The sequence below is a fragment of the Microcella sp. genome (assembly GCF_019739195.1).
Taxonomy (GTDB): domain Bacteria; phylum Actinomycetota; class Actinomycetes; order Actinomycetales; family Microbacteriaceae; genus Microcella.
In genome coordinates, this window is record NZ_JAHHDS010000001.1 from 76,092 (window position 1) to 99,199 (window position 23,108).

The following is a 23,108-nucleotide window of genomic DNA, read 5'->3' on the forward strand; positions in this document are numbered from 1 at the left end:
CGTGCACCGGATCGCTAGGGTGAAGGGCGTGACAGCAACTGTCACGTTCAACGTGAAGGTTAGGTAGGGGCCATGACCGACAATCGTCGAGGCGATGATCGCTACGATCTCGGGCTGCTCTTCACCGACGGCATGCCCGACCTCGACGACGAGGCGGGCTACCGCGGCGCCGTCGCGGCACGCGCGGCGGGCATCTCGTATCGCCAGCTCGACTACTGGGCCCGCACCGAGCTCGTCGAACCCACGGTTCGGGGCGCCGCCGGTTCCGGCACGCAGCGTCTCTACGGCTTTCGCGACATCCTCGTGCTCAAGCTCGTCAAGCGGCTGCTCGACACCGGCATCTCGCTGCAGCAGATCCGCACCGCCGTCACGCAGCTACGCGAGGCGGGAGTCAGCGACCTCGCTCAGACCACCCTCATGAGCGATGGAGCGAGCGTCTATCTCTGCACCAGCGACGACGAGGTCATCGACCTCGTCAGCCGCGGCCAGGGCGTCTTCGGCATCGCTGTCGGCAAGGTGTTGCGCGAAGTCGAGAGCTCGCTCGTCGAACTCGACTCGACGCCCGCTGCCGACCCGAGCGATGAGCTCGCGGCACGGCGGGCCACCCGGGCTTCCTAGAGGTTCGCGTACTCGCCCATCTTGGCCGTGCGCATGATGCGGTCGAGCAGCTGATCGAAGTTGCGGGCCATCTCTTGGGCAGAGTCTCCGGGCCACACGTGCAGGGGTTTCGCGGCGCCCTGAGCCTGCTGCAACGACGTGCGCTCCGGCAGTTGCGGCGCGAGCACGAGCGGCCCGAACATGTCACGCAGCTCTTTGATGCGGAACTGGTGCTCGAGCGACTGCACGCGCGCCCGGTTGACGATAATGCCGAGCGGCTGCAGTCGAGGCGACAGGCCGCGGCGAATCTCCTCGATCGCGCGGAGCGCGCGGTCGGCGGCCGCCACCGAGAAGAGGCCGGGCTCGGTCACGACGACGACGCGGTCGCTCGCCGCCCACGCGGTGCGCGTGAGGGCGTTGAGCGAGGGAGCGCAGTCGACGAGCACGAGGTCGTAATCGGCCTCGACGTGTGCGAGTGCTTCTTCGAGCTTCCAGATCTCGCGGATGCTCGGGTGCGGTCCGTCAAAATTGATCGCACTCGGGCTGCCGATGAGCACGTCGACCGTGCCGGGGCGACCCCTCGTCCATCCACTGGGTGCGATCGCCTGACGCACGGTGCGCTCTTTGGGTGCGGCGAGCACATCGGCGACCGTGAGGTGACCGGCCACCTGGATGTCCATGCCCGTCGAGGCGTCGGATTGCGGGTCGAGATCGACCACGAGCGTGCGCAGACCGCGCGAGAAGGCCGCCGACGCCAGACCCAGCGTCACGGTCGTCTTCCCCACGCCCCCCTTGAGAGAGCTGATGCTCAGTACGTGCACGAGTAACGACCCTACCTTCACTAGTCTGGAAAGGCGCGCACGCGCACCGACCTCGGCCCGCCACCACCGGAGCGTTGTCGACCCCCACCTGGGCCGATTCCGAGAGGACACGATGTTCCGCAAGATTCTTGTTGCCAACCGCGGTGAAATCGCGATCAGGGCTTTCCGCGCCGCCTATGAGCTCGGGGCGAAGACCGTCGCCGTCTTCCCCTACGAAGATCGCAATTCGATGCACCGCTTGAAGGCCGACGAGGCCTACCAGATCGGTGAGCCCGGGCACCCTGTGCGGGCGTATCTCGACGTGGACGAGATCATCCGGGTGGCGAAGCTCTCGGGAGCCGACGCGATCTACCCGGGCTACGGCTTCTTGAGCGAAAACCCCGATCTGGCCCAAGCCGCAGCCGACGCCGGTATTGCCTTCGTCGGCCCGCCTCGCTCGGTGCTCGAGATGGCGGGCAACAAGGTGACGGCGAAAGAGAAGGCGATCGCTGCCGGAGTGCCCGTGCTGCAGTCGAGCCCCGCGACGACCGACCTGAAGGTACTCATCGACGCCGCCGACGAGATCGGCTTCCCGGTGTTCGCCAAGGCGGTCGCGGGCGGCGGCGGGCGCGGCATGCGTCGAGTCGAGAATCGCGACGATCTTCCGGCCGCGCTCGAGGCGGCCATGCGCGAAGCAGACAGCGCATTCGGTGATCCGACCATGTTCATCGAGCAGGCCGTCGTGCGCCCGCGTCACATCGAGGTGCAGATTCTCGCGGACGCGACCGGAGAAACGGTGCACCTGTTCGAGCGCGACTGCTCGGTGCAGCGTCGCCACCAGAAGGTCGTCGAAATCGCACCGGCTCCGAATCTCGATGACGATGTGCGGCAGGCGATGTTCCGCGATGCCGTCGCGTTCGCGAAGTCGATCGGATATGTCAACGCGGGAACCGTCGAGTTCTTGCTCGACACGGCGGGGGAGCGCAAGGGCCAGCACGTCTTCATCGAGATGAACCCGCGCATTCAGGTCGAGCACACCGTGACTGAAGAGGTCACCGATGTCGACCTCGTGCAGTCGCAGATGCGCATCGCCTACGGTCAGACCCTCGCCGAGCTCGGGCTGCGGCAAGAGCAGATCCACCTGCGCGGGGCTGCGCTGCAGTGCCGCATCACCACTGAAGATCCCGCGAGCGGCTTCCGACCTGACACCGGCAAGATCACCACCTACCGCTCGCCGGGCGGCGCAGGCGTGCGACTCGATGGCGGAACGATCGCGTCGGGCGCGCAGATCTCGCCCCACTTCGACTCGATGCTCGCCAAGATGACCTGCCGAGGTCGCGACTTCGCCGCCGCCGTATCGCGCTCGCGGCGCGGCCTCGCAGAGTTCCGCATCCGCGGCGTGACGACGAACATCCCGTTCTTGCAGGCAGTGCTCGACGACCCCGCCTTCCAGGCCGGCGATCTGAGCACCTCCTTCATCGACGAGCGACCGCACCTCGTGCAGGCGAACCCCTCGAAAGACCGCGGTACCAAAGTGCTGGCCTGGCTCGCCGACGTGACGGTGAACCAGCCGCACGGCGATGGCGAGGGCATCATCGACCCGGCGATCAAGCTGCCTCAGGTCGACCTAGAGGCTCCTGCCCCCGAGGGCTCGCGCCAGCGGCTGCTCACGCTCGGTCCTGAGGGCTTCGCGACGGCGCTGCGGCAGCAGACGTCGCTCGCGGTGACCGAGACCACCTTCCGGGATGCTCACCAGTCGCTGCTCGCCACCCGCGTGCGCACGACCGATCTGGTGCAGGTCATGCCGCACGTCGCCCGACTGACTCCCGGCCTGCTGAGCGTGGAAGCCTGGGGCGGTGCCACCTACGACGTCGCCCTGCGCTTCTTGGGCGAAGACCCGTGGCAGCGCCTTGCGGCGATGCGCGACGCTCTGCCCAATGTGGCCATCCAGATGCTGCTCCGCGGCCGCAACACCGTCGGGTACACCCCGTATCCGACCGAGGTGACCGATGCGTTCGTGGCTGAGGCCGCGGCAACCGGCATCGACATCTTCCGCATCTTCGACGCACTCAACGACGTCGACCAGATGCGCCCGGCGATCGACGCGGTGCTCGCAACGGGCACGACAGTCGCCGAGGTTGCCATGTGCTACTCGGGCGACCTGCTCGACCCCGCCGAAGATCTCTACACTCTCGACTACTACTTGGGCCTGGCCGAGCAGATCGTCGAATCGGGTGCTCACATTCTCGCGATCAAAGACATGGCGGGTCTGCTGCGAGCGGGTGCCGCCGAGACGCTGGTCTCGGCACTGCGCGAGCGCTTCGACCTCCCGGTGCACGTGCACACGCACGACACCGCCGGCGGTCAGCTGGCGACCCTGCTGGCGGCCGCGCGCGCGGGAGCCGACGCCGTCGACGCCGCGAGCGCCCCGATGGCGGGCACGACCTCGCAACCGTCGCTCTCGGCGCTCGTCGCCGCTCTCGAGCACACCGAGCGCGACACGGGCCTCGGTCTGCGTCCCGTCGCCGACCTCGAGCCTTACTGGGAGGCCGTGCGTCGTGCCTACGCCCCGTTCGAGTCGGGTCTGCCTGGTCCGACCGGTCGCGTCTACACGCACGAGATCCCGGGTGGTCAGCTCTCGAATCTGCGGCAGCAGGCCATCGCGCTAGGGCTCGGCGACCGCTTCGAGATCATCGAAGACTGGTACGCCGCGGCCAACCGCATGCTCGGCCGGCCCACGAAGGTGACGCCGTCGTCGAAGGTCGTCGGCGATCTCGCCCTGCAGATGGCGGCGGCCGGCGCCGACCCAGCCGACTTCGAAGAGAATCCGCAGAACTACGACATTCCCGACTCGGTCATCGGGTTCATGGCGGGTGAACTGGGCGATTTGCCGGGCGGCTGGCCTGAGCCGTTCCGCAGCAAGGTGCTCGCGGGGCGCACGGTGAAGATCGGCACGACGCCTCTGACCGACGAGCAGCGCGAGAAGCTCGCGGGCGGCACCGACGATCGACGGCTCATGCTCAATCAGCTGCTCTTCCCGCAACCGACCCAGCAGTTCTTGCAGGTGCGAGACCAGTACGGCGATCTCTCGGTGCTCGCGACGCCCGACTATCTCTACGGCCTGCGCACGGGCGTCGAGCACACGGTCGAGATCGAGCAGGGTGTGAGCCTGCTCGTGAGTCTCGAGGCCATCGGCGAACCCGACGAGAAGGGCATGCGCAACGTCATGGCCACGCTCAACGGTCAGCTGCGCCCCATCACCGTGCGTGATCGATCGATCGCGGTCGACGCCGTGAGCGCTGAGAAGGCCGATGCCGCGCAGCCGGGGCAGATCGCCGCACCGTTCATGGGCGTCGTCACGCTGCAGGTGGCCGAGGGCGACCGCGTCGACGCCGGTCAGGCGGTGGCGACGATCGAGGCCATGAAGATGGAGGCCGCGATCACCACACCCGTCGCCGGCATCGTGCGGCGCCGAGCGATCCCCGAGACGCAGCAGGTGGAGGCCGGCGATCTGCTCGTCGTCATCGAGTAGGTCACGCAGCGGGTGAGGCTAGACTGAGCAGTCGTCTGATCTCAGGGAGTCTCTACCGTGGCTGTGAAACGTGGCAAGCCGTCGAGCGACGAGATCGCAGCCTCGACCTCGGTCGAGGAGGGTCTTGAGCCGATCGCCGATGCCCAGCTCGCGTCGGCTATCCCGGCGAATCTCACCATCGACGTCGAGTTGCCGGCGCGCGTTCACGAGCAGCCCGACGACGAGAAAGCTGTTGCGCTGATCGAGTCGGGCGCTGACCCATCGATCGTGGAGAGCGCCGAGGCGTCGACCACGGTGATCGAGTTCGCTGGCGACGACCTGCACGCCATCGCCACCACCGCGGTCGAGGCCGACGACGACGAATCGGCCGCCGTCGAGGTTCCTCCACTGCCGCGCGCCGAAGGCGTCTACACGCGCCGTGATGTGCTCGACGGTGCGCACCAGGGCCCCGAGTCGGCAGCGATGCTGACCGCCGATCGCCTCATCGAACCGCGTCGGCGCTCGCACTCTGCGCCTGAGGGCTGGTGGCCGGCGTTCGTCTACGCAGTGACCTTCCACCTCGTGAACCTGGGCGACTCGCCTCGCGTGCGCGCGCGCAAAGAGCTCGACGCCCGTATCGCGACCCCCTTCGAGGGCGGCGCCCGCTTCGTGCCGGTGTTGACCCGCAAGGGGGGAGTGGGCAAGACCACGATCACGACCCTCATGGGCATGGCTCTTGCTTCGGTGCGGGATGACCGCGTGATCGCCATCGATGCGAACCCCGATCGCGGCACCCTGTCTGAGCGGGTGGCCCGCCAGACCCGCGCGACGGTGCGCGACGTCGTGAACCGTGCGGCGAGCATCCAGGGCTTCACCGATTTCACGACGCTCATCTCGCGCGACGCGACCCGTCTCGACATTCTCGCTTCTGACACCGACCCGATGCTCTCTGAAGCGTTCGACGAGAACGACTACAACGTCGTCGCCGACCTGGCCGCACGGTACTACTCGATCGTGCTGACCGACTGCGGCACCGGCATCGTGCACTCGGTCATGCGCGCGACGCTGCAGCGCGCCGACGCGATCGTCATCGTGTCGGGAGGCAGCGTCGACGAGGCACGGCTCGCGTCAGAGACGCTGACTTGGCTCGAGGCGAACGGGTACGGCGAACTAGTACGTCAGTCGGTCGTCGCGATCAACACGGCGACCCAGGGCACGAACCTCGTGAAGCTCGAAGAGATCGAGGCCCACTTCAGCTCGCGCGTGCGGGAGGTCGTGCGCATTCCCTACGACGAGCACCTTGCCGCCGGCTCGGTCATTTCGTGGGACGAACTGCGGCCGCTGACCCGACAGTCGGCACGAGAGCTGGCAGCGCTCGTCGCCGAGAGCATGCCCGCGCGTCGAGGCGTCTGAGAGCATGGCCGTTCGACCGATTCGCCTCTTCGGCGACCCCGTACTACGCAGTCGGGCTGACGAGATCACTCGCTTCGACTCATCGCTCGCCGCGCTCGTGACCGACCTTCTCGACACCGTCGCCGAGCCGGGCCGGGCGGGTGTCGCCGCACCTCAGATCGGCGTCTCGCTGAGGGCCTTCAGCTATAACGTCGACGGCGTGATCGGCTACGTGCTGAATCCGACGCTGGTCGAGGTGCGGGGCGAGCGCGAGCCCGTTGACGAAGGCTGCCTCTCGGTGCCGGGCTTCGGGTTCGCCCGACTGCGCCACCCGTGGGCGCGTGTCACGGGCATAGACCTCGACCAACAGCCTGTCGAGCTCAGCGGCGACGGACTCATGGCACAAGCCCTTCAGCACGAGTGCGACCACCTCGACGGCGCGCTGTATCTCGAGGGCCTCGAGCCCGAGGTGAAGCGCGAGGCCATGCGCGCCGTGCGGCAGGCGGAGTGGTTCGCGCGCACCTGAAACCGGTGCGCGCGAACCCTACGCGCTACTGCAACGAAATGCCCTGCGTCTCGGGGGCGCCGGAGTACATGCCCTCGATCACGTCGGCGAAGTCGGTCGTGATCACGTGACGCTTAATGCTCATCTTCGGCGTCAGGTGACCGCTCGACTCGGTGAACTCGGTGGCCAGGATGGTGAACTTGCGAATCGACTCGGCGCGCGACACGCGGGCGTTCGCGGCGTCGATCGCCCGCTGCACCTCGGCGATGACCTTCGGATGCGAGGCGGCTTCGGTCAGCGACATCTGCGCGTCGAGCTCGTTGTTGTTGAGCCAGACGGGCAGCATCTCGCTGTCGAGGGTCACCAAGGCCGCAATGAAGGGCTTCTGGTCTCCGACCACGACGACCTGACCGACGATCGGGTTCGAACGGATCGGGTCTTCGAGGCCGGCTGGAGCGACGTTCTTGCCGCCCGCCGTGACGATGATCTCTTTCTTGCGGCCCGTGATCGTGAGATAGCCGTCATCATCGAGCGCGCCGATGTCGCCGGTGCGGAACCACTCGCCTTCCATGACCTCTGCAGTGGCTTCAGGCTTCTTCCAATAGCCGTCGAAGACGTTGATGCCCTTGACGAGGATCTCGCCGTCTTCGGCGATCTTGATGCCCACGCCGGGCAAAGCGGGGCCCGTCGTGCCGATCTTGAACTTGTCGATGAGGTTGATCGTCGCCGGTGCGGTGGTCTCAGTGAGGCCGTAGCCCTCGAGAATGCGAATGTCGAGGCTGCGGAAGAAGTGCGCGAGCCGCAAGCCCAGCGGTGCCGAACCGGAGACGGCGTAGACCACGCGACCGCCCATCGCCGTCTTGAGCTTGCTGTAGACGAGCCTGTCGAACAGGGCGAACTGTAGCTTGAGCCCGAGCGGAACCTTGCCGGCATCGAGCGCCTTCGAGTGCTCGATCGCGACGTCGGCCGCCTTGCGGAAGATCTTGCCCTTGCCGCCGGCTTCTGCCTTCTGCTCGGCCGAGTTGTAGACCTTCTCGAAGACGCGGGGAACAGCGAGCAAGAAGGTGGGCTTGAACGAGCCGAGCGACGGCAGCAGCTGCTTGGTGTCGGCCTGGTGGCCGATCTTGACGCCGCCGTGCACGCCGAGCACCGAGATGAAGCGCGCGAAGATGTGCGCCGTGGTGATGAACAGCAGTGTCGACGACTGCGGGTTGACGACCTGGCTCATCGACACGGCGGCATTGCGGCAGAGCTCAACGAAGTTCGAGTGGGTCAAGATGCAGCCCTTGGGCACACCCGTCGAGCCCGAGGTGTAGATGAGGGTCGCGAGATCTTTGCCCTTCGCCATGGTGCGCCGCGCCTCGAGATCGTCGTCGCTCACGCCCTCGCCCGTCGAGGCGAGCTTCTCGAGGTCGCCCAGGTGCATCTGCCAGACATGCCCGATGCTCGGCAGGTCGCCGGCGACCTCATCGAATCGCGCGAAGTGATCGGCGGTCTCGACGATCATGTGGTGTGCTTCGGAATCATCGAGGATGTACTGCACCTGGCTGGGCGAGCTCGTTTCGTAGATCGGCACGAGCACCGCGCCCGCGAACCAGGTCGCGAAGTCGACGAGAGTCCACTCGTAGCGCGTCTTGCACATGAAGCCGATCTTGTCGCCGGGTTCGACACCCGCCGCGATAAACCCCTTGGCGAGGGCCTTCACCTGGCGGTGGAACTCGGCAGCGGTGAGGTCGGACCACCCGCCGTCAGACGTCGGCAACGAGAAGAGGGCGCCGTTGGGCGTCAGGCGGACCCGGTCGACGAGCAGGTCGCTGGCGTTCGCGTCGGGGTCGGGCGTGACGACCGCCGGGACGAAGAATTCTTTCACGGCATCTCCTTTGGTACCGAATGGTGCAGATGGATGCCCACACTCTAGTGCGGCCGCCTCTGTGCCCGTCGGGCGCACCGCCGTCACTAGACTCGACGCTCGTGCACTCCATCGGAATCGACATCGGCGGAACGAAGATTGCCGGCGCCCTCGTCAGTGACGCGGGCGAGATCGTGGCAGACCTGCGCGAGCCGACGCCCGCAGGCGACCCGGCCGCGATCACCGACGTGGTCGTCTCGATGATCGAGCGGCTGCGCGAAGGCCACGGCGTCATCGCCGCGGGAGTCGCGGCGGCTGGCTTCATCGACGCAGCCCAGTCGACGGTCTACTACGCGCCGAACATCGCGTGGCGCCATGAGCCGTTTCGGGATCGACTGCGCGAGCGCCTCGATCTCGACGTGACCATCGATAACGACGCCAACGCCGCGGGTTGGGCCGAGTTCCGGTTCGGCGCTGCGCGCGACGTGCACGACATGACGATGCTCACGATCGGCACCGGTGTCGGCGGCGCCATCGTGACGGGTGACCGGCTGCTGCGCGGCGGGTTCGGCACGGCCGGAGAGCTCGGCCACCTGCGCGTCGTGCCCGACGGGCTGCCGTGCGGGTGCGGAGCGCGGGGCTGCATCGAGCAGTACGGCTCGGGTCGAGCCCTCTTGCGCATGGCCAACGAGATCGCCGATGCCGGGGGTATCGGGCTGCACCTCGCGGCCGAGCGCGATCGCGCCGGAGGGCTGACCGGTGACATCGTTGCGCGCCTTCTCGTCGATGGCGACCCGGGCGCTCGTCACGCCCTGCGTCAGCTTGGCACGTGGCTCGGCCAGGCCTGCGCGAGCCTGAGCGCCGTGCTCGACCCCGAGCTCTTCGTCTTCGGCGGGGGAGTCTCTATTGCCGGCGACCTGCTGCTCGACCCCGTGCGCGAGTCATACCTCGCGCACCTGCCGGCACGCGGTTACCACCCCGAGCCGCGCTTCGCGGTGGCCGAGCTCGTGAATGACGCGGGCGTCGTGGGGGCGGCCGACCTGGCACGTATCCACGCCGCGAACGCCTCCTGAGTCTGTTCCCGACTCCTCACCGCGCAGCGCGAGCAGACTAGGCTGAACCCCGGCAGCACGAGAGGAGCGGCGATGTTCTACTGGCTGATGAAGAACCTCGTGATCGGTCCGATCCTGTTGACGGCATTCCGTCCGTGGGTGCGCGGCGTCGAGAATGTTCCTCGCACGGGTGCGGTGATTCTCGCGAGCAACCACCTGTCGTTCACCGACTCGGTCTTCCTTCCGCTCGTGCTCGACCGACGCGTCGTCTTCCTTGCAAAAAGCGACTACTTCACCGGCCGCGGCATCAAGGGCTGGCTCATCAAGATGTTCTTCGAGGCGAGCGGGCAACTACCGATCGACCGCTCGGGCGGCAAGGCTAGCGAGGCCTCGCTGAACACCGGTCTGCGCGTGCTGGCCGAAGGCTACGCGCTCGGCATCTACCCCGAAGGCACGCGCAGTCCTGACGGTGTCATGTACCGCGGTCGCACAGGAGTCGCACGCATGATCCTCGAGTCGGGAGCCCCGGTCGTGCCGGTGGCGATGATCGACACCGAGAAGGTCATGCCCATCGGCACCAAGATTCCGAAGGTCGTGCGTCCAGGCGTGATCTTCGGTGAGCCCCTCGACTTCACGCGGTTCCAGGGGCTGGAGGGCGACCGATTCGTCTTGAGGTCGATCACTGACGAGATCATGTACGAACTCGGCCGGCTCAGTGGGCAGGAGTACCTCGACGTCTACGCCACCACGGTGAAGGACAAGCGCCCCGCGAACGCCCGGTAGGCTGGAAAGTCGGGGCACTCTCGCGCCGAACATCCCCGCTCGCAGCCCATAAAGGACGTCAAGAAGTGGTCGACCCCTTCGAAACTGTTGTGCACGCCGACCCCGCAGTGATCGCGGGCCTCGATCACTGGCGCACCCTGCCGATCAAGCAGCAGCCGCCGTGGCCCGATGCGACCGAGGCCGCCGCCGCAGCCGCCGAGCTCTCGACCATGCCGCCGCTGGTCTTCGCGGGCGAGGTCGACATGCTGCGCGATCGGCTCGCCCGTGCAGCCCGCGGCGACGCTTTCCTCCTGCAGGGCGGCGACTGCGCTGAGACGTTCGCTGGCGCGACGGCCGACCAGATCCGCAACCGGGTCAAGACGATTCTGCAGATGGCGGTCGTGCTCACCTACGGCGCCTCGATGCCCGTCATCAAGATGGGCCGCATGGCGGGTCAGTTCGCCAAGCCGCGCTCGAGCGACACCGAGACCCGGGGCGACGTGACGCTGCCTGCCTACCGTGGCGACATCGTCAACGGCTACGACTTCACACCCGAGTCGCGCGAGCCCGACCCCCGCCGCATCGTGCGCGGCTACCACACGGCCGCATCGACGCTGAACCTGATCCGGGCGTTCACCCAGGGTGGTTTCGCCGATCTGCGCATGGTGCACAGCTGGAACAAGGGCTTCGCGGCGAATCCCGCCAACCAGCGCTACGAGGGTCTGGCGAAAGAGATCGACCGCGCGGTGAAGTTCATGGAGGCAGCAGGAGCCGACTTCGACGAACTCAAGCGCGTCGAGTTCTACTCGAGCCACGAGGGCTTGCTCATGGAGTACGAGCGCCCCATGACGCGCATCGACTCCCGCACGGGTACGCCCTACAACACGTCGGCGCACTTCCTCTGGATCGGCGAGCGCACGCGCGAGCTCGACGGGGCGCACGTCGACTTCTTCAAGCGCATCCGCAACCCCATCGGCGTCAAGCTCGGGCCCTCGACGAGCCCCGAGATGATGGAGAAGCTCATTGACGTGCTCGATCCCGACCGCGAACCAGGACGCCTCACTTTCATCACGCGCATGGGCGCCGGCACGATTCGGGATGCTCTTCCGCCGCTGCTCGAAGCCGTCAAGACTCTCGACGCGAACCCGTTGTGGGTCACCGACCCCATGCACGGCAATGGCCTCACGACCCCGACCGGCTACAAGACGCGCCGCTTCGACGATGTCGTCGACGAGGTGAAGGGCTTCTTCGAGGCGCACCGCGCGGCGGGCACGCACCCCGGCGGCATCCACGTCGAGCTCACGGGCGACGACGTCACGGAGTGCCTCGGCGGCTCGGAGCACATCGACGAGGAGACGCTCGCGACGCGTTACGAGTCGCTGTGCGATCCGCGGCTCAACCACATGCAGTCGCTCGAACTGGCCTTCCTCGTCGCCGAGGAGCTCGGCCGCAGCTAGGCAGCGTCGCTAGTACTGCGCAACGACTGTCACCTCAGCGTTGCGCAAGACCCGCTGACCTCCGGCGGGGTCGGTCGACTGCACGGGCGCGAGCTCAGAGTCACGGAACGGCGGGGGCACGTTGGTGTCGAGCCTGACCCGGAATCCTGCCGCCTCGAGCGCGGCGACCGCGTCGTTGATCGAGCGACCGACGACATTCGGCACCTCGACGAGGTCGGGCCCGCGCGAGACGATGATCGTGAGCGTCGCCCCCGGTCGAATCGGTCCCTCGGCGGTCGCTTCGACGCGCAGCACGTCGCCGAGGGCTACGTCGTTGTCGAACTCCGACGTGCCTCCGACGATGCCGGTCAGCTCGCGCGCACTCAGCGCTTCTTGAGCCGCTTCGACCGTCAGACCGCGCACGTCGGGGATCGGCCCGACCGACACTAGCGGTATCACCGGCGTGCCCTTGAACGAGTCAGTACCCGGCGCGAGCGTCTGCTCGTCGGCATCGAGCACGGCGATCACGGAGCCCTCAGGCACTCCGTTGTCGAATTGCCTGATGCTGTCGCCCACGTCGAAGCCCGAGGTGGCGAGCGCGGCGCGGGCATCGGCCTCTGGCTGCCCGACCACGTCGGGCACCGTCGTCGGTTCCGGTCCGAGCGAGACTACGATCGTGATCTCGGTCTCGCGGTCGATCGTGGTTCCGGCCTCGGGGTCGGTACCGACGACGAGACCGGCTTCGATCTCGAGGTCGTAGCGCTCGCCAAGGGCCTCGGAGACCAGCGCGCCCTGCTCGTCGAGGATCACGCGTGCGGCCTCGACCGTCTGACCGCGCACGTCGGCGATCGTGACGGTCGCGCCGGGTCCGGCGCCGAACCACCAGCCGATGCCGACCGCGAGCCCGGCGAGGGCCATGACGGCCGCGAACAAGATCCACCCGCGGCGGCGGTTTGAGGCTCCGCGGCGGGTGAGTTCGCCCGTCGCCGACGGGCCCGACGGTGCATCCGTCCCTCCGCGCGTGCCGAGCACCTGCGTCTCGCCTGTCGGGGGAGCGGTGGGAATCGGCGAGGTGAGCAGCATCGTGCGCTGCGTCTCGGTCGCGGGCAGAGCCGTCTGCAACGAGCGGCCGGTCTCGCTCAACTGGTCGAGCAGAGCGCGAGCATCCGCCGGTCTGTCTTGCGGATCGCGCGCCGTCGCCCACAGCACGATCTCGTCCCACTCGGCCGGCACGCGCGCATTGAACGAGCTCGGGGCCGGCACGGTGTCGTTCGCGTGCTGGTAAGCGATCTGCATGGGCTGCTCGCCCTTGTAGGGCTGCTCGCCCGTGAGCATCTCGAACATCATGATGCCGACGGCGTAGATGTCGCTGCGGGTGTCGGCGATGCCACGGGTGACGAGCTCGGGCGAGAGGTAGGCGATCGTGCCGAGCAGCGCCTTGCCGGTCGCGGTGTTCGCGCTCGCGGCGCGGGCGAGCCCGAAGTCGCCGATCTTGATGCGGCCGTCGTCGGCGAGCAGCACATTCTCGGGCTTGAGGTCGCGGTGAACGATGCCGGCTCGATGCGCGGCGGCGAGCCCCGCGAGCACCGCCTCGGTGATGTCCATCGTCTGCTCGGGCGTGAGCGCGCCGTACTCTTGCAGCAGTTCGCGCAGCGTGATGCCCGGCAGGTACTCCATGACGAGATAGGCCGATTCGGCATCCTGGCCCTGATCGAAGACGTTGACGACGTTGGGGTGAGCGAGACGCGCGGCCGAGCGTGCCTCTTGAATGAACCGCTCTTTGAATTGGCTGTCATCGGCGAGGTGGCCGTGCATGATCTTCACCGCGACGAGGCGGTCGAGACGCTGGTCGGTGGCGAGGTACACGGTGGCCATGCCCCCGCGTGCGATGCGTGAGCGCACCTGGTACCGGCCGTCGATCAGGCGGCCGATGAGGGGATCGGTCGTCGAGGTGCTCACCTTGCGAGTCTAGGTCGACGGCCTGGCGGCGAGCCGGAGGCGCACCCGGAGACGCGGGCTCAGGTCAACTCGTAGTACCACGCCCACGCGCTCGCCTCCCACTTGGCGTAGTGGTTCGGGTAAGCCGAGATCTGCACGGCCTGCGCTGCCTGGGTGAGGGTCATGCTCTGCCAGCCGGGAATGTCGAGCAGGCCGCGCGTGTAGCCCGAGCGGCCTACGTAGAAGAGCCGGGCGGCGTGACTCGGAATCTGCAGGTCGGCGGCGGTGCCCCACCCTGAACTGGGGCGCTGCTGGAAGAGGCCGACGCTGTCGCGGTCGCCCCACGAGAGGTTGCGCAGCGTCGACTCTTGCATGGCCGTCGCGAGGGCGATGACGATGCCGTACTGCGGCACCCCGAGCTCGCGCCCGACGCGCACGATGGTCGCGGCGTGGGCGCGCATCTCGGCGGTCAGGGGAGTCACGCTACCCCCGCTCGGTGGTCCGGTCGGGGCGCCGGGGGCCGAGGGAGTGCTGGGGCGCGTAGCGAAGCTCACGGGCAAGGCCGGGCGCTCGGCGATCGGCAACGCGGCGACCGCGGCGGCCGTCGACGCGGGCTGCTGGCGCGCCGCCGTCTGAACCTCGACGGTCGCGGGCTTCGGCGCGTCGATGGCCACGCCGACCACGGGCGCCGGCAGTGGCTGTGCGATCGGCTCGCGACCCGGGATGGCCAGGGCCTGCCCTGGGTAGATGATGCTGGCGCTGTCGAGACCGTTCGCCGAGAGGATCGAGCGCGTCGAGACGCCGAATCGTGTGGCGATCGACGAGATCGTGTCGCCTTTGACGATCGTGTAGCGGCCCGCCTGCGTGCGGGCGGGCGGGGGAGCGGTGGTCTTGACCGGAGCGGTGGTCAGGCTCAGCACCTGCCCGGGGAAGATCGTCGATCTCCACGAGAGCCCATTGAGAGCAAGCACAGACGCAGTGGATAGCCCGAATCGCTGGGCGACGCTGCTGACCGTGTCGCCCGGTTCGACCACGTACACGGCCGGCGCCGAGGTCGCGGCGACCGTCGATGCGGCCAGGGCGCCCGGCACGATCGCCGCACTGAGCTGCGTCAGCGCTGCCCGCAGCCCGAAGGGTGTGGGCGCCTGCTCCGGCTTGGGCGGTGCGGGCTTGCGAGCATGGGCCGGATCGATCGGACCGGTGAGGCCCATGCCAAGTGCAATGGCGCCGGTGAGCACCACGGGCACTGCCGTGAAGGCGGCCGACCGCGCTCGCACGGCGACAGACGGCCGAGGGCGAACGGGCGCCGTGGCGATCGCCGGAGACAGACCGGCGAAGACAGCGTGCGCGCGGTTGTCGATGGCGTCACGACCGCCGAGACTCTGCGCAGTGTCAGCAGCGCCGCGAGTGTCGGTCATGTGATCCGGCCCTTCACACGTCATCAGGAATGCACCTGCTCCGTCGCGCCCGAGTGGGCGCTCGCGAGCCCCCCAGCCCGCTGCCTCACAGTACAACGAAAGTCAACAGAAGGGGAAGAAGTGATTACAGTTTACATGTTTGTAACATAAGCCCGTGTCGCCGAGGACCGCTGCGGCATGGCACGCTAGAGCTGTGGCCGCAGAATCCGCTCGCTGGTTGACCATCCCTGATCTGGTCGAACGCCTCGGCCTGAGCCCGGGCAAGGTGCATCGTCTTCTCGAAGACCGTCAGCTGCTCGCTGTGCGCCGCGAGTCGGTGCTCATGGTGCCCGACGAGTTCCTCGACGAGAACGAGCCGTTGAAAGACCTGCGCGGCACGCTCATGTTGCTGGCCGACGACGGCTTCAGCGATGACGAGGCAATGCGGTGGATGCTCGAGGTCGACGACATGCTAGGCACGAGCCCGATCGCAGCGCTGCGGGCGGGCCGCAAGGCCGAGGTTCGCCGCGTGGCACAGGCCCTCGCGTTCTAAAGATTCTTGGGTCAGTACGCTCTCGGGTCAGTGGGCCCGACGCGTCACGAGATCACTGAGGCCCACCAGTTCGGCGCGCGCCGAGCGGCTCAGGGGAGCGTCGTCGAGGGCGGCAATGGCCGTGGCGACCGACCGCGCGATCATCTGCTCGACTGTCTCGACCGCGCCGCTGTCGCGGATCGTCGCCTGCAGTGTCGCGATCTGGTGGTCTGAGAGCGTCGCATCGCCGAGCAGTTCATCGATGAGCGCCACGGCGCCGGCGGGAAGCGCGGCGCGCGCGAGCGCGATGATGACGGTGCGCTTGCCTTCGCGCAGGTCGTCGCCGGCCGGCTTGCCCGTCACCTCGGGGTCGCCGAAGACGCCGAGCAGGTCGTCGCGCAACTGGAAGGCGACGCCGAGCGGCAGACCGAAAGCGCGCAGGGCCGACACTTGTTCAAGACTGCCGCCGGCCATCAGCGCGCCGAGCGCGAGGGGCGCTTCGATGGAGTACTTCGCCGACTTGTACGTCAGTACCCGGTGGGCGCGAGGCAGCAGCTCCGACTCGTCGGCATCGCGCCACGCGACCTCTTCGAGAATGTCGAGGTACTGACCCACGGTGACCTCGGTGCGCATGGTGTGAAACTCCCGCCGCGCAGCGCGCGCACTCACGACATCATCGAGGCGCGACAGGCCGGCGTCGAGCAACTCGTCGCTCCAGCCGAGCAGGAGGTCGCCGAGCAGCAGGGCAGACGACGTGCCGTACCCCGGGGCGTTGCCGGCCCAGTGGTGCTCTCGGTGCTCTCGCTCGAACCGCCGGTGGGCGGCAGGCATGCCCCGTCGTGTGTCGGAGTTGTCCATGATGTCGTCGTGCACGAGGGCTGCGGCATGGAAGAGCTCGAGGGCGGCCGCCGCGTCGATGATGCTCGACAAGTCGGGGTGCGAGTCGATCTCGGCCAGCAGGTCGTCAGGGTTGACCGTGCCCGCCACCGCATGCCATCCCCAGTAGCAGAAGAGGGCTCTGAAACGCTTGCCGCCACTCAGCAGCTCGCTGCTGGCGTCGGTGAACACGGCCAGTTCGTCGGCGATGCCCGACACATGCGAGGCCCGTTGCTCGAGGAACTGCTCCAGTCGAGCGTTGACCAGGTCGACTAACCGCAATCTCTCAGGCACTCTCCTAGCCTATCCAGCACGGCAGTCCTACAATGAAGCCGCGGGGAAGACCTCCGCGATTGTGGGTGAAAGGGTAGCCATGCCGCTCTCGGAGCACGAGCAGCGTCTTCTGGAAGAGATGGAGCGCAATCTCTACCAGAACGATGCAGATTTCGTCGCGACCGTATCCGGTCGCCGCGGGAAGCCTAATTATCGACTCATCGTGATCGGCGCTCTGCTGGCGGTGGCAGGCGTGGCAGCTCTCGTCGCCGGAGTCATCGTGCAGCAGCCACTTATTGGCGTTGTCGGCTTCGGCCTCATGCTGGGCGGGGTGCTCATGGTGCTCTCGCCCGGTCGCGCCCCCGCCGATGCGACGAGCGCGCCAGCGCCGGGCGCGTCGGCGCGCAAGCCCGCTCGTGCGTCGTGGATGGACACCATGACCGAGCGCTGGGAACGCCGCCAGGACGAGCGCGGCGAGTAGCCCTCCACTTCTCTCCCTCTTTCGGGGCCGACCGTCGGGTCGGCCCCTTTTTCGTGCGCTCTACTTCTGGGGCCGTCTGATCTCCTCCACCAGGGTCACTGGTGTCGAGGCCCGTATTTCCGCACCTTTTGGGGTGCAGTGGAGACGAATCTGCCCTAGAGTGCACAGAGTCCTTTACTCGGTGGAGGAAAGTGGAGTAAAGTGGAGAACATCACCTGATCTCGGGCCGGAGATGAGAGGGGGGCCAGGACGATGCTTCTCGGCACGCACACCCCCAAGCTCGACGACAAAGGGCGCATCATCCTTCCGGCGAAGTTCCGCAGCGAGCTCGCCGGGGGCGTCGTGCTCACGCGCGGCCAGGAGCACTGCATCTATGTGTTCAGCGGAGCGAAGTTCCAAGAACAGCTCGACAAGCTGCGCACCGCGCCGCTCACGAGCAAGCAAGGTCGAGAGTTTCAGCGACTCTTCCTCTCCGGCGCGAGTGAGCAAGAACCCGACTCGCAGCACCGCCTGACGATTCCCACCGTGCTGCGCGAGTACGCGGGCCTCGACCGCGAGCTCACCGTCATCGGCGCTGGCGATCGCGCCGAGATTTGGTCGACCGAGGCTTGGAACGCCTACTACTCCGAGCGCGAAGAAGCGTTCGCCAACACCGAGGAGGAGGTGATCCCCGGGCTCTTCTGATCGCGTGACCCCGACTCCCAGCCGTGAGCCGCCCTGGCACACCTTCCCCGGTGCCAGGTCGCAACGGATGGGGATCAGGGCCCCGCGCTCGATCCGGCAACGATGATGACGAACTCCGACCTGCACGTTCCCGTGATGCTCGAGCGCACGCTCGAGCTGCTCGCTCCCGCTCTCGACGTTGACGGGGCAGTGCTTGTCGACGCCACCCTCGGCCTCGGCGGACACGCGGCCGCAGCGCTGGAGCGGCACCCCGGGCTCACTCTTGTGGGGCTCGACCGCGACACTGACGCGCTCGCGAAGGCCGCTGTGCGCCTGCAGCCCTTCGCCGACCGCATCCACCTCGTCCACACCGTGTATTCCGGCGTGCGCGGCGCTCTGGACGAGCTGGGCATCGACCGTGCAACCGCCGTCCTGTTCGATCTGGGCGTCTCGTCGATGCAGCTCGACGAGGCCGAGCGCGGCTTTGCCTATGCGCAGGATGCTCCGCTCGACATGCGCATGGACCGCACAAGCGGCATCACCGCGGCCACGATCGTCGCTGAGTACTCGGAGTCGGAGCTGCGCCGCATCTTCTACGAGTACGGCGAAGAGAAGCTCGCGCCGCGGTACGCGAGCCGCATTGTCGCCGCTCGCGCCGTGCAGCCCCTCGAGCGTTCGGCGCAGTTGGTCGAGGTGATCGTCGACGCGACCCCTCGCGCGGTGCAGCGCACGGGGCATCCGGCGAAGCGCGTTTTCCAGGCTCTGCGCATCGAGGTCAACCGCGAGCTCGAGGCGCTCGAACTCGCCCTGCCTGCGGCGCTCGACGCGCTCGCGATTGGGGGCCGCATCGTCGTCCTCGCATATCAGTCGCTCGAAGACCGCATCGTCAAGCGCGAGCTCGCCCGCCGTACGCGGTCGACGGCGCCCGCCGGCCTTCCGATCGAGCTTCCTGAGCACCGCCCCGAGTTCGGCCTGCTGGTGCGCGGTGCCGAGCTCGCCGACGACGAGGAGCGAGCGCGCAACTCCCGATCGATTCCCGTTCGACTGCGCGCCGCTGAGCGACTGAAGGAGGCCGCATGAGTGCGCTCGCGACGGCGCCGCTGCGCAACCCGCGTCCGTCTCCTCAGCGCGCTCCGCTCGAGATCGTCACGTCGAGGCCTCAGCGCCGCGCCCGCCCGCGGGCCGCTCACGCGGTCGTCACGATCGTCGGGGTCTTCGCGATTCTGCTGACGCAGCTCATGCTGAGCATCGTGCTCTCCGACGGCGCGTACCGCATCACAGCGCTCGAGTCGCAGCGCATCGAGCTCGACCGCTCTGCGCAGGTTCTCACCGAATCGATCGAAGCGCTGCGGTCGCCCCAGCACCTCGCGGCGAACGCCGAATCACTCGGCATGGTCGCAAACTCGAGCCCCGCCTACCTGCGGCTCGCCGACGGCCGAGTGCTCGGCGCACCCGTGGCCGCAGGCTCCGGCGCCGGCCTGCTCGAGGGAACGGGGCCCGCAGTCGGCAATGTGCTGCTCGCTGACGTGACCCTGACCGGGCCGGCACTGGCAGCGGCCGCACCCGGCACAGCCGAATCGGCGAGTGATGCTGCGGGCGTGGCGGCGGCCCCCGGCGCGCTCGCATCGGTACCGTCGACCGCGGGAGCTATCCCGTCACCGGTGACCCGGTGACCGCGCACGCGATCGAGGAGTCGACGCCAGCATGACCGCAGAACGACGCGCCCGCCGCAGAGTCGCCGCTGCCGTACTCGTCATTTCGATGGTGCTCGGAGGCTTCGTCGTACGCCTCGTCGACATTCAGGTCGTGCGTGCCGAGCAGCTGTCTGATGAATCGGAGGCGCGGCGGTCGATTCCCTCGCCTCTCTACGGCGCCCGTGGAGACATCGTCGACGCCAGCGGCGTCGTACTCGCCGACTCGGTCTACCGGTATGACATCGCGGTCTCGCCTCGATTCGTCGAGGACTACCGGCTCGCCGACCCGGAGACCGGAGAGAAGACTCAGCACACCGTGGCCGAGGCGCTCGCCTCGATCGCTGAGCTCATCGGTGCTGATCCGCTCGAGCTGCGGGCGGGCATCGACGCTGAGCTCGCCCTCGATCCCGCCGACGACCACTCCTACCTCGCGCGCCGGGTGACGACCGAGACCTTCCAGGCGATCCGCGCCCTGCGGGTGCCGTGGGTCTACTTCGAGCGCCAACCCAGCCGCACGTATCCGAACGGGCAGGTGGCGGGCAATCTGGTCGGCTTCCTGGGAACAGATGGTCCCCAGACGGGCCTCGAGTTCCGGCTCAACGATTGTCTGGAAGCGACACACGGGTCGTCGACCTACGAGCGCGGTGCCGATGGCGTGAAGCTGCCGGGCACCACCGTCGTGCAGCAGGAGGCCGTCGACGGTGGCACGCTGCGGCTCACGATCGATGCCGACGTGCAGTGGTTCGCCCAGCAGACGATCGCCGAGCAGGCAATGGCGATCGGTGCCGACTGGGCGACGGCCTGGGTCGTGCGCGTCGATGACGGCCATGTGATTGCCGCGGCAGACTGGCCGACAGTCGACCCCAATGACGTCAACGGCACCGCCCCCGAGAACCTTGGCTCGCGCAGCTTCAGCGAGCCGTTCGAGCCGGGCTCGATCTTCAAGGCAATGACGTTCGCGGGCCTGCTCGACGCGGGCGTCACGACGCCCAGCGAGCAACTCGTCGTGCCGGGTCGTCTGCCGACCATCGCGAACTACTCGATCACTGACGCCTGGGCCCACGACGACCTGCGGCTCACCTCCACAGGCGTGCTCATGCGCTCATCGAACGTCGGTACCTCGATTCTCAGCTCGCGGCTCAGCGCTCAGCAGCGCCACGACTACCTGTCGGCCTTCGGCATCGGCGAGCAGACTGCCGTCGATTTCCTCGGCGAGTCGAATGGGCGACTGCGATCGGCCGAGAGCATCGACGGTCACGGCACGCTCACGCAGATGTTCGGCCAGGGCGTCACGGCGACGAGCGCTCAAATCGCGAGTGCGTACCAGGCGCTCGCCAACGGGGGAGTACGGCAGCCGCTGACGCTCGTCACCGGCTGCGAGCACGCCGACGGCACCGTGACGCACACGCCGCCCACAGAGGGAGTTCGGGCGGTCTCGGAGGCAGCCGCCGATACGACAGTGGCGATGCTCGAGAGCGTGGCGACCGATAGCGCCATCGCCTCGCTCGTGAGCATTCCCGGCTACCGTGTGGCGGCGAAGACGGGAACCGCGGAGGTTGCCGAGAACGGCCGCTACACCGACGAGCGCATCATCTCGGTGGCGGGCCTCGCCCCGGCCGACGACCCGCAGTTCGTCGTTGTCGTGACCTACGGAAGGCCCGATACGATGAAGACGTCGGCAACGGCGGCTCCCACCTTCAGGTCGATCATGACCCAGGTGCTCAAGACCTTCCGGGTCGAGCCGTCGACGCAGCCGGCCCCGCGTCTTCCGATCACCTGGTAGACGCGCCCACGAAGAGAGGTCGCGTTGTCTGCTCAGGCCCCCCGCGTGCTTCGGCCCGAGCGCCTCTCTCCTCAGTCGTTGCTCGACCTCGCCGACACCTTCGATCTCACGGTCGTCGGCGATCTCGAGGGCGCGTCGGTGACGGGTGTCGCTGTCGCGGCCTCGCATGTGCACGCCGGCGATCTCTACGTCGGCATGCGCGGTGCGCACGCGCACGGCGCCTCTTTCGCGGGCGAGGCGCGTGAACGCGGAGCGGTCGCACTGCTCACCGATGCCGAGGGCCTCGCCCTGGCGAGCGGCAGCGGCCTGCCCGTGCTGGTCACGCCGACTCCGCGGGAATCGCTCGGGGCCGTCTCGGCGGCCGTGTACGGCACGACGGATGCTCCTCTCACCCTGTTCGGCGTGACGGGCACGAACGGAAAGACCTCTACCGCCTACCTGCTCGACGCCGTGCTGCGGCACCTGGGCCGGCGAACGGGCCTGAGCACGACGGCGGAGCGCATCATCGACGGCACCGCCTACTCGAGCCGGCTGACGACTCCTGAAGCCCCCGAGATCCACGCCATGCTCGCGCTCATGCGCGAGATCGGAATCGATGCCGCAACCCTCGAGGTCAGCGCGCAGGCGCTCGCGCGCCACCGGGTCGACGGAGTGATGTTCGATGTCGTCGGTTTCACCAACCTCAGCCACGACCACCTTGACGACTTCGGCACCATGCCCGACTACCTCGCGGCCAAGGCGGCGCTGTTCTCGAGCGAGCGCGCGAAGCGGGGCGTCGTCTCGCTCGACTCGAGCTGGGGGAGCGCTGTCGTCGAGGCTGCCGAGATCGACGTCGTGACGATCTCGACCCGTGCCGATACCAGCGCCGACTGGCAGCTCGCGGTCACCGACGAGCAGCCCGATCGCACCTACTTCAGCCTCACCTCGCCCGAGGGCGAGCGCATCAAGACGTCGGTGCCGATCATCGGAGCGCACATGGCCGCGAACGCGGGCCTGGCGATCGCCATGCTCGTCTCCTCGGGCGTTCCGCTCTCCGAGATTGCGGCAGCGCTAGGTGGCGACCCGATCTCGGTCTATCTGCCGGGTCGAGCCGAGCGGGTGTCGGGCGATCGCGGTCCCAGTGTCTACGTCGACTTCGGCCACAGCGCCGACGCCTACGCGACGACGCTCGCGGCCGTGCGCCGATTCACGAGCGGCCGACTCTTCATCCTGTGCGCGGCGAACGGCAACCGCGATGCGACGAAACGTTCCGAGATGGGTCGCGTCGCTGCGCTCGGCGCCGATGTCGTCATCGTCACCGACCACCACCCTCGCCTCGAAGACCCCGCACTGATCCGTGCCGCGCTGCTCGAGGGAGCGCGATCGGCAGGCTCAGCGGCCGAGATTCTCGAGATCGCGTCGCCCGAGCACGCCATCATCGAAGCGGTGCAGAGGGCGCACGAGGGTGACACGATTCTGTGGGCAGGGCCCGGCCACCTAGACTACCGAGATGTTGGCGGCACCAAGGTGCCCTTCTTCGCTCGAGATCTGGCGCGAGCGGCGCTGAAGGATGCGGGGTGGTAAGCCG

At 67.9% G+C, this 23,108-nt stretch carries 19 protein-coding genes; 14 read left to right on the top strand and 5 right to left on the bottom strand.

Annotation, left to right across the window (positions count from 1 at the left end):
* The first annotated feature begins 72 nt into the window (after positions 1-72).
* A complete protein-coding gene (locus tag KL788_RS00430) occupies positions 73-618 on the top strand; it encodes a MerR family transcriptional regulator (RefSeq protein WP_293167498.1) in 546 nt (181 codons plus the stop codon).
* On the opposite strand, the gene KL788_RS00435 is transcribed toward KL788_RS00430, so the two are convergent.
* Positions 615-1,418 (bottom strand): ParA family protein, encoded by an 804-nt coding sequence (locus KL788_RS00435; RefSeq protein ID WP_293167499.1) that lies wholly within the window; start codon positions 1,416-1,418, stop codon positions 615-617. The genes KL788_RS00430 and KL788_RS00435 overlap by 4 nt on opposite strands.
* Positions 1,419-1,530: 112 nt before the next feature.
* Between KL788_RS00435 and KL788_RS00440 the strand changes: the two genes are divergently transcribed.
* The 3 genes from KL788_RS00440 to KL788_RS00450 are packed head-to-tail and all read left to right on the top strand — an operon-like array spanning position 1,531 to position 6,826.
* Positions 1,531-4,929: a pyruvate carboxylase gene (locus KL788_RS00440; protein ID WP_293167501.1), complete on the top strand. Its 3,399-nt coding sequence runs from the start codon at positions 1,531-1,533 to the stop codon at positions 4,927-4,929.
* Positions 4,930-4,986: 57 nt separating this feature from the next.
* On the top strand, positions 4,987-6,321 hold the full coding sequence (locus KL788_RS00445) for a MinD/ParA family ATP-binding protein (protein ID WP_293167503.1): 1,335 nt from the start codon (positions 4,987-4,989) through the stop codon (positions 6,319-6,321).
* Positions 6,322-6,325: 4 nt separating this feature from the next.
* The gene (locus tag KL788_RS00450) at positions 6,326-6,826 is read left to right on the top strand and encodes a peptide deformylase (protein WP_293167505.1); all 501 of its coding nucleotides are present in this window, start codon (positions 6,326-6,328) and stop codon (positions 6,824-6,826) included.
* 25 nt (positions 6,827-6,851) lie between these two features.
* On the opposite strand, the gene KL788_RS00455 is transcribed toward KL788_RS00450, so the two are convergent.
* Positions 6,852-8,675 (bottom strand): AMP-dependent synthetase/ligase, encoded by a 1,824-nt coding sequence (locus KL788_RS00455; RefSeq protein ID WP_293167507.1) that lies wholly within the window; start codon positions 8,673-8,675, stop codon positions 6,852-6,854.
* A gap of 101 nt (positions 8,676-8,776) precedes the next feature.
* Between KL788_RS00455 and KL788_RS00460 the strand changes: the two genes are divergently transcribed.
* The 3 genes from KL788_RS00460 to KL788_RS00470 all read left to right on the top strand — a co-directional run bounded on the left by KL788_RS00460 (position 8,777) and on the right by KL788_RS00470 (position 11,925).
* Positions 8,777-9,727 carry an ROK family protein gene (locus KL788_RS00460; RefSeq protein WP_293167509.1) on the top strand — a complete coding sequence of 317 codons (951 nt, stop codon included), beginning with the start codon at positions 8,777-8,779 and terminating at the stop codon, positions 9,725-9,727.
* Positions 9,728-9,799: 72 nt separating this feature from the next.
* Positions 9,800-10,489: a lysophospholipid acyltransferase family protein gene (locus KL788_RS00465; RefSeq protein ID WP_293167511.1), complete on the top strand. Its 690-nt coding sequence runs from the start codon at positions 9,800-9,802 to the stop codon at positions 10,487-10,489.
* Positions 10,490-10,554: 65 nt separating this feature from the next.
* Positions 10,555-11,925 carry a class II 3-deoxy-7-phosphoheptulonate synthase gene (locus KL788_RS00470; RefSeq protein ID WP_428846094.1) on the top strand — a complete coding sequence of 457 codons (1,371 nt, stop codon included), beginning with the start codon at positions 10,555-10,557 and terminating at the stop codon, positions 11,923-11,925.
* Between the two features lie 9 nt (positions 11,926-11,934).
* Here the strand turns inward: KL788_RS00470 and pknB are convergent, their stop codons facing one another.
* Together pknB and KL788_RS00480 are read right to left on the bottom strand one after the other, a co-directional pair.
* The gene (pknB, locus tag KL788_RS00475) at positions 11,935-13,863 is read right to left on the bottom strand and encodes a Stk1 family PASTA domain-containing Ser/Thr kinase (protein WP_293167513.1); all 1,929 of its coding nucleotides are present in this window, start codon (positions 13,861-13,863) and stop codon (positions 11,935-11,937) included.
* 59 nt (positions 13,864-13,922) lie between these two features.
* A complete protein-coding gene (locus KL788_RS00480; RefSeq protein WP_293167515.1) occupies positions 13,923-15,260 on the bottom strand; it encodes a LysM peptidoglycan-binding domain-containing protein in 1,338 nt (445 codons plus the stop codon).
* A 193-nt stretch (positions 15,261-15,453) separates the two neighbouring features.
* Here KL788_RS00480 and KL788_RS00485 point away from each other — a divergent pair, with 193 nt between their 5' ends.
* Positions 15,454-15,792, top strand: coding sequence for an Rv2175c family DNA-binding protein (locus KL788_RS00485; protein WP_293167517.1), 339 nt, complete (start codon positions 15,454-15,456; stop codon positions 15,790-15,792).
* 27 nt (positions 15,793-15,819) lie between these two features.
* On the opposite strand, the gene KL788_RS00490 is transcribed toward KL788_RS00485, so the two are convergent.
* Positions 15,820-16,941 (bottom strand): polyprenyl synthetase family protein, encoded by a 1,122-nt coding sequence (locus KL788_RS00490; protein WP_293167519.1) that lies wholly within the window; start codon positions 16,939-16,941, stop codon positions 15,820-15,822.
* 79 nt (positions 16,942-17,020) lie between these two features.
* Here KL788_RS00490 and KL788_RS00495 point away from each other — a divergent pair, with 79 nt between their 5' ends.
* The 6 genes from KL788_RS00495 to KL788_RS00520 all read left to right on the top strand — a co-directional run bounded on the left by KL788_RS00495 (position 17,021) and on the right by KL788_RS00520 (position 23,104).
* Positions 17,021-17,401: a DUF3040 domain-containing protein gene (locus KL788_RS00495; RefSeq protein ID WP_293167521.1), complete on the top strand. Its 381-nt coding sequence runs from the start codon at positions 17,021-17,023 to the stop codon at positions 17,399-17,401.
* Between the two features lie 252 nt (positions 17,402-17,653).
* Positions 17,654-18,085: a division/cell wall cluster transcriptional repressor MraZ gene (mraZ, locus tag KL788_RS00500; protein ID WP_293167523.1), complete on the top strand. Its 432-nt coding sequence runs from the start codon at positions 17,654-17,656 to the stop codon at positions 18,083-18,085.
* 105 nt (positions 18,086-18,190) lie between these two features.
* Entirely contained in the window at positions 18,191-19,144 is a 954-nt protein-coding gene (rsmH, locus tag KL788_RS00505) for a 16S rRNA (cytosine(1402)-N(4))-methyltransferase RsmH (RefSeq protein WP_293167548.1), read from the top strand.
* Complete coding sequence (locus KL788_RS00510) at positions 19,141-19,737, top strand: hypothetical protein (RefSeq protein WP_293167525.1); 597 nt, start codon at positions 19,141-19,143, stop codon at positions 19,735-19,737. Before rsmH ends, KL788_RS00510 begins: the two co-directional genes overlap by 4 nt.
* A 31-nt stretch (positions 19,738-19,768) precedes the next feature.
* Positions 19,769-21,541, top strand: a complete 1,773-nt coding sequence (locus KL788_RS00515) for a peptidoglycan D,D-transpeptidase FtsI family protein (RefSeq protein ID WP_293167527.1) — start codon at positions 19,769-19,771, stop codon at positions 21,539-21,541.
* A 45-nt stretch (positions 21,542-21,586) separates the two neighbouring features.
* Positions 21,587-23,104, top strand: coding sequence for a Mur ligase family protein (locus tag KL788_RS00520; protein ID WP_293167529.1), 1,518 nt, complete (start codon positions 21,587-21,589; stop codon positions 23,102-23,104).
* Positions 23,105-23,108: the final 4 nt, after the last annotated feature.

Excerpts from the sequence above, each read along its gene's own strand:
- rsmH (WP_293167548.1), top strand. The coding sequence starts at position 18,191 with ATGACGAACTCCGACCTGCACGTTCCCGTGATGCTCGAGCGCACGCTC.
- KL788_RS00465 (WP_293167511.1), top strand. The coding sequence starts at position 9,800 with ATGTTCTACTGGCTGATGAAGAACCTCGTGATCGGTCCGATCCTGTTG.
- KL788_RS00450 (WP_293167505.1), top strand. The coding sequence starts at position 6,326 with ATGGCCGTTCGACCGATTCGCCTCTTCGGCGACCCCGTACTACGCAGT.
- KL788_RS00510 (WP_293167525.1), top strand. The coding sequence starts at position 19,141 with ATGAGTGCGCTCGCGACGGCGCCGCTGCGCAACCCGCGTCCGTCTCCT.
- mraZ (WP_293167523.1), top strand. The coding sequence starts at position 17,654 with ATGCTTCTCGGCACGCACACCCCCAAGCTCGACGACAAAGGGCGCATC.
- KL788_RS00515 (WP_293167527.1), top strand. The coding sequence starts at position 19,769 with ATGACCGCAGAACGACGCGCCCGCCGCAGAGTCGCCGCTGCCGTACTC.
- KL788_RS00480 (WP_293167515.1), bottom strand. The coding sequence starts at position 15,260 with ATGACCGACACTCGCGGCGCTGCTGACACTGCGCAGAGTCTCGGCGGT.
- KL788_RS00495 (WP_293167521.1), top strand. The coding sequence starts at position 17,021 with ATGCCGCTCTCGGAGCACGAGCAGCGTCTTCTGGAAGAGATGGAGCGC.
- KL788_RS00430 (WP_293167498.1), top strand. The coding sequence starts at position 73 with ATGACCGACAATCGTCGAGGCGATGATCGCTACGATCTCGGGCTGCTC.
- KL788_RS00440 (WP_293167501.1), top strand. The coding sequence starts at position 1,531 with ATGTTCCGCAAGATTCTTGTTGCCAACCGCGGTGAAATCGCGATCAGG.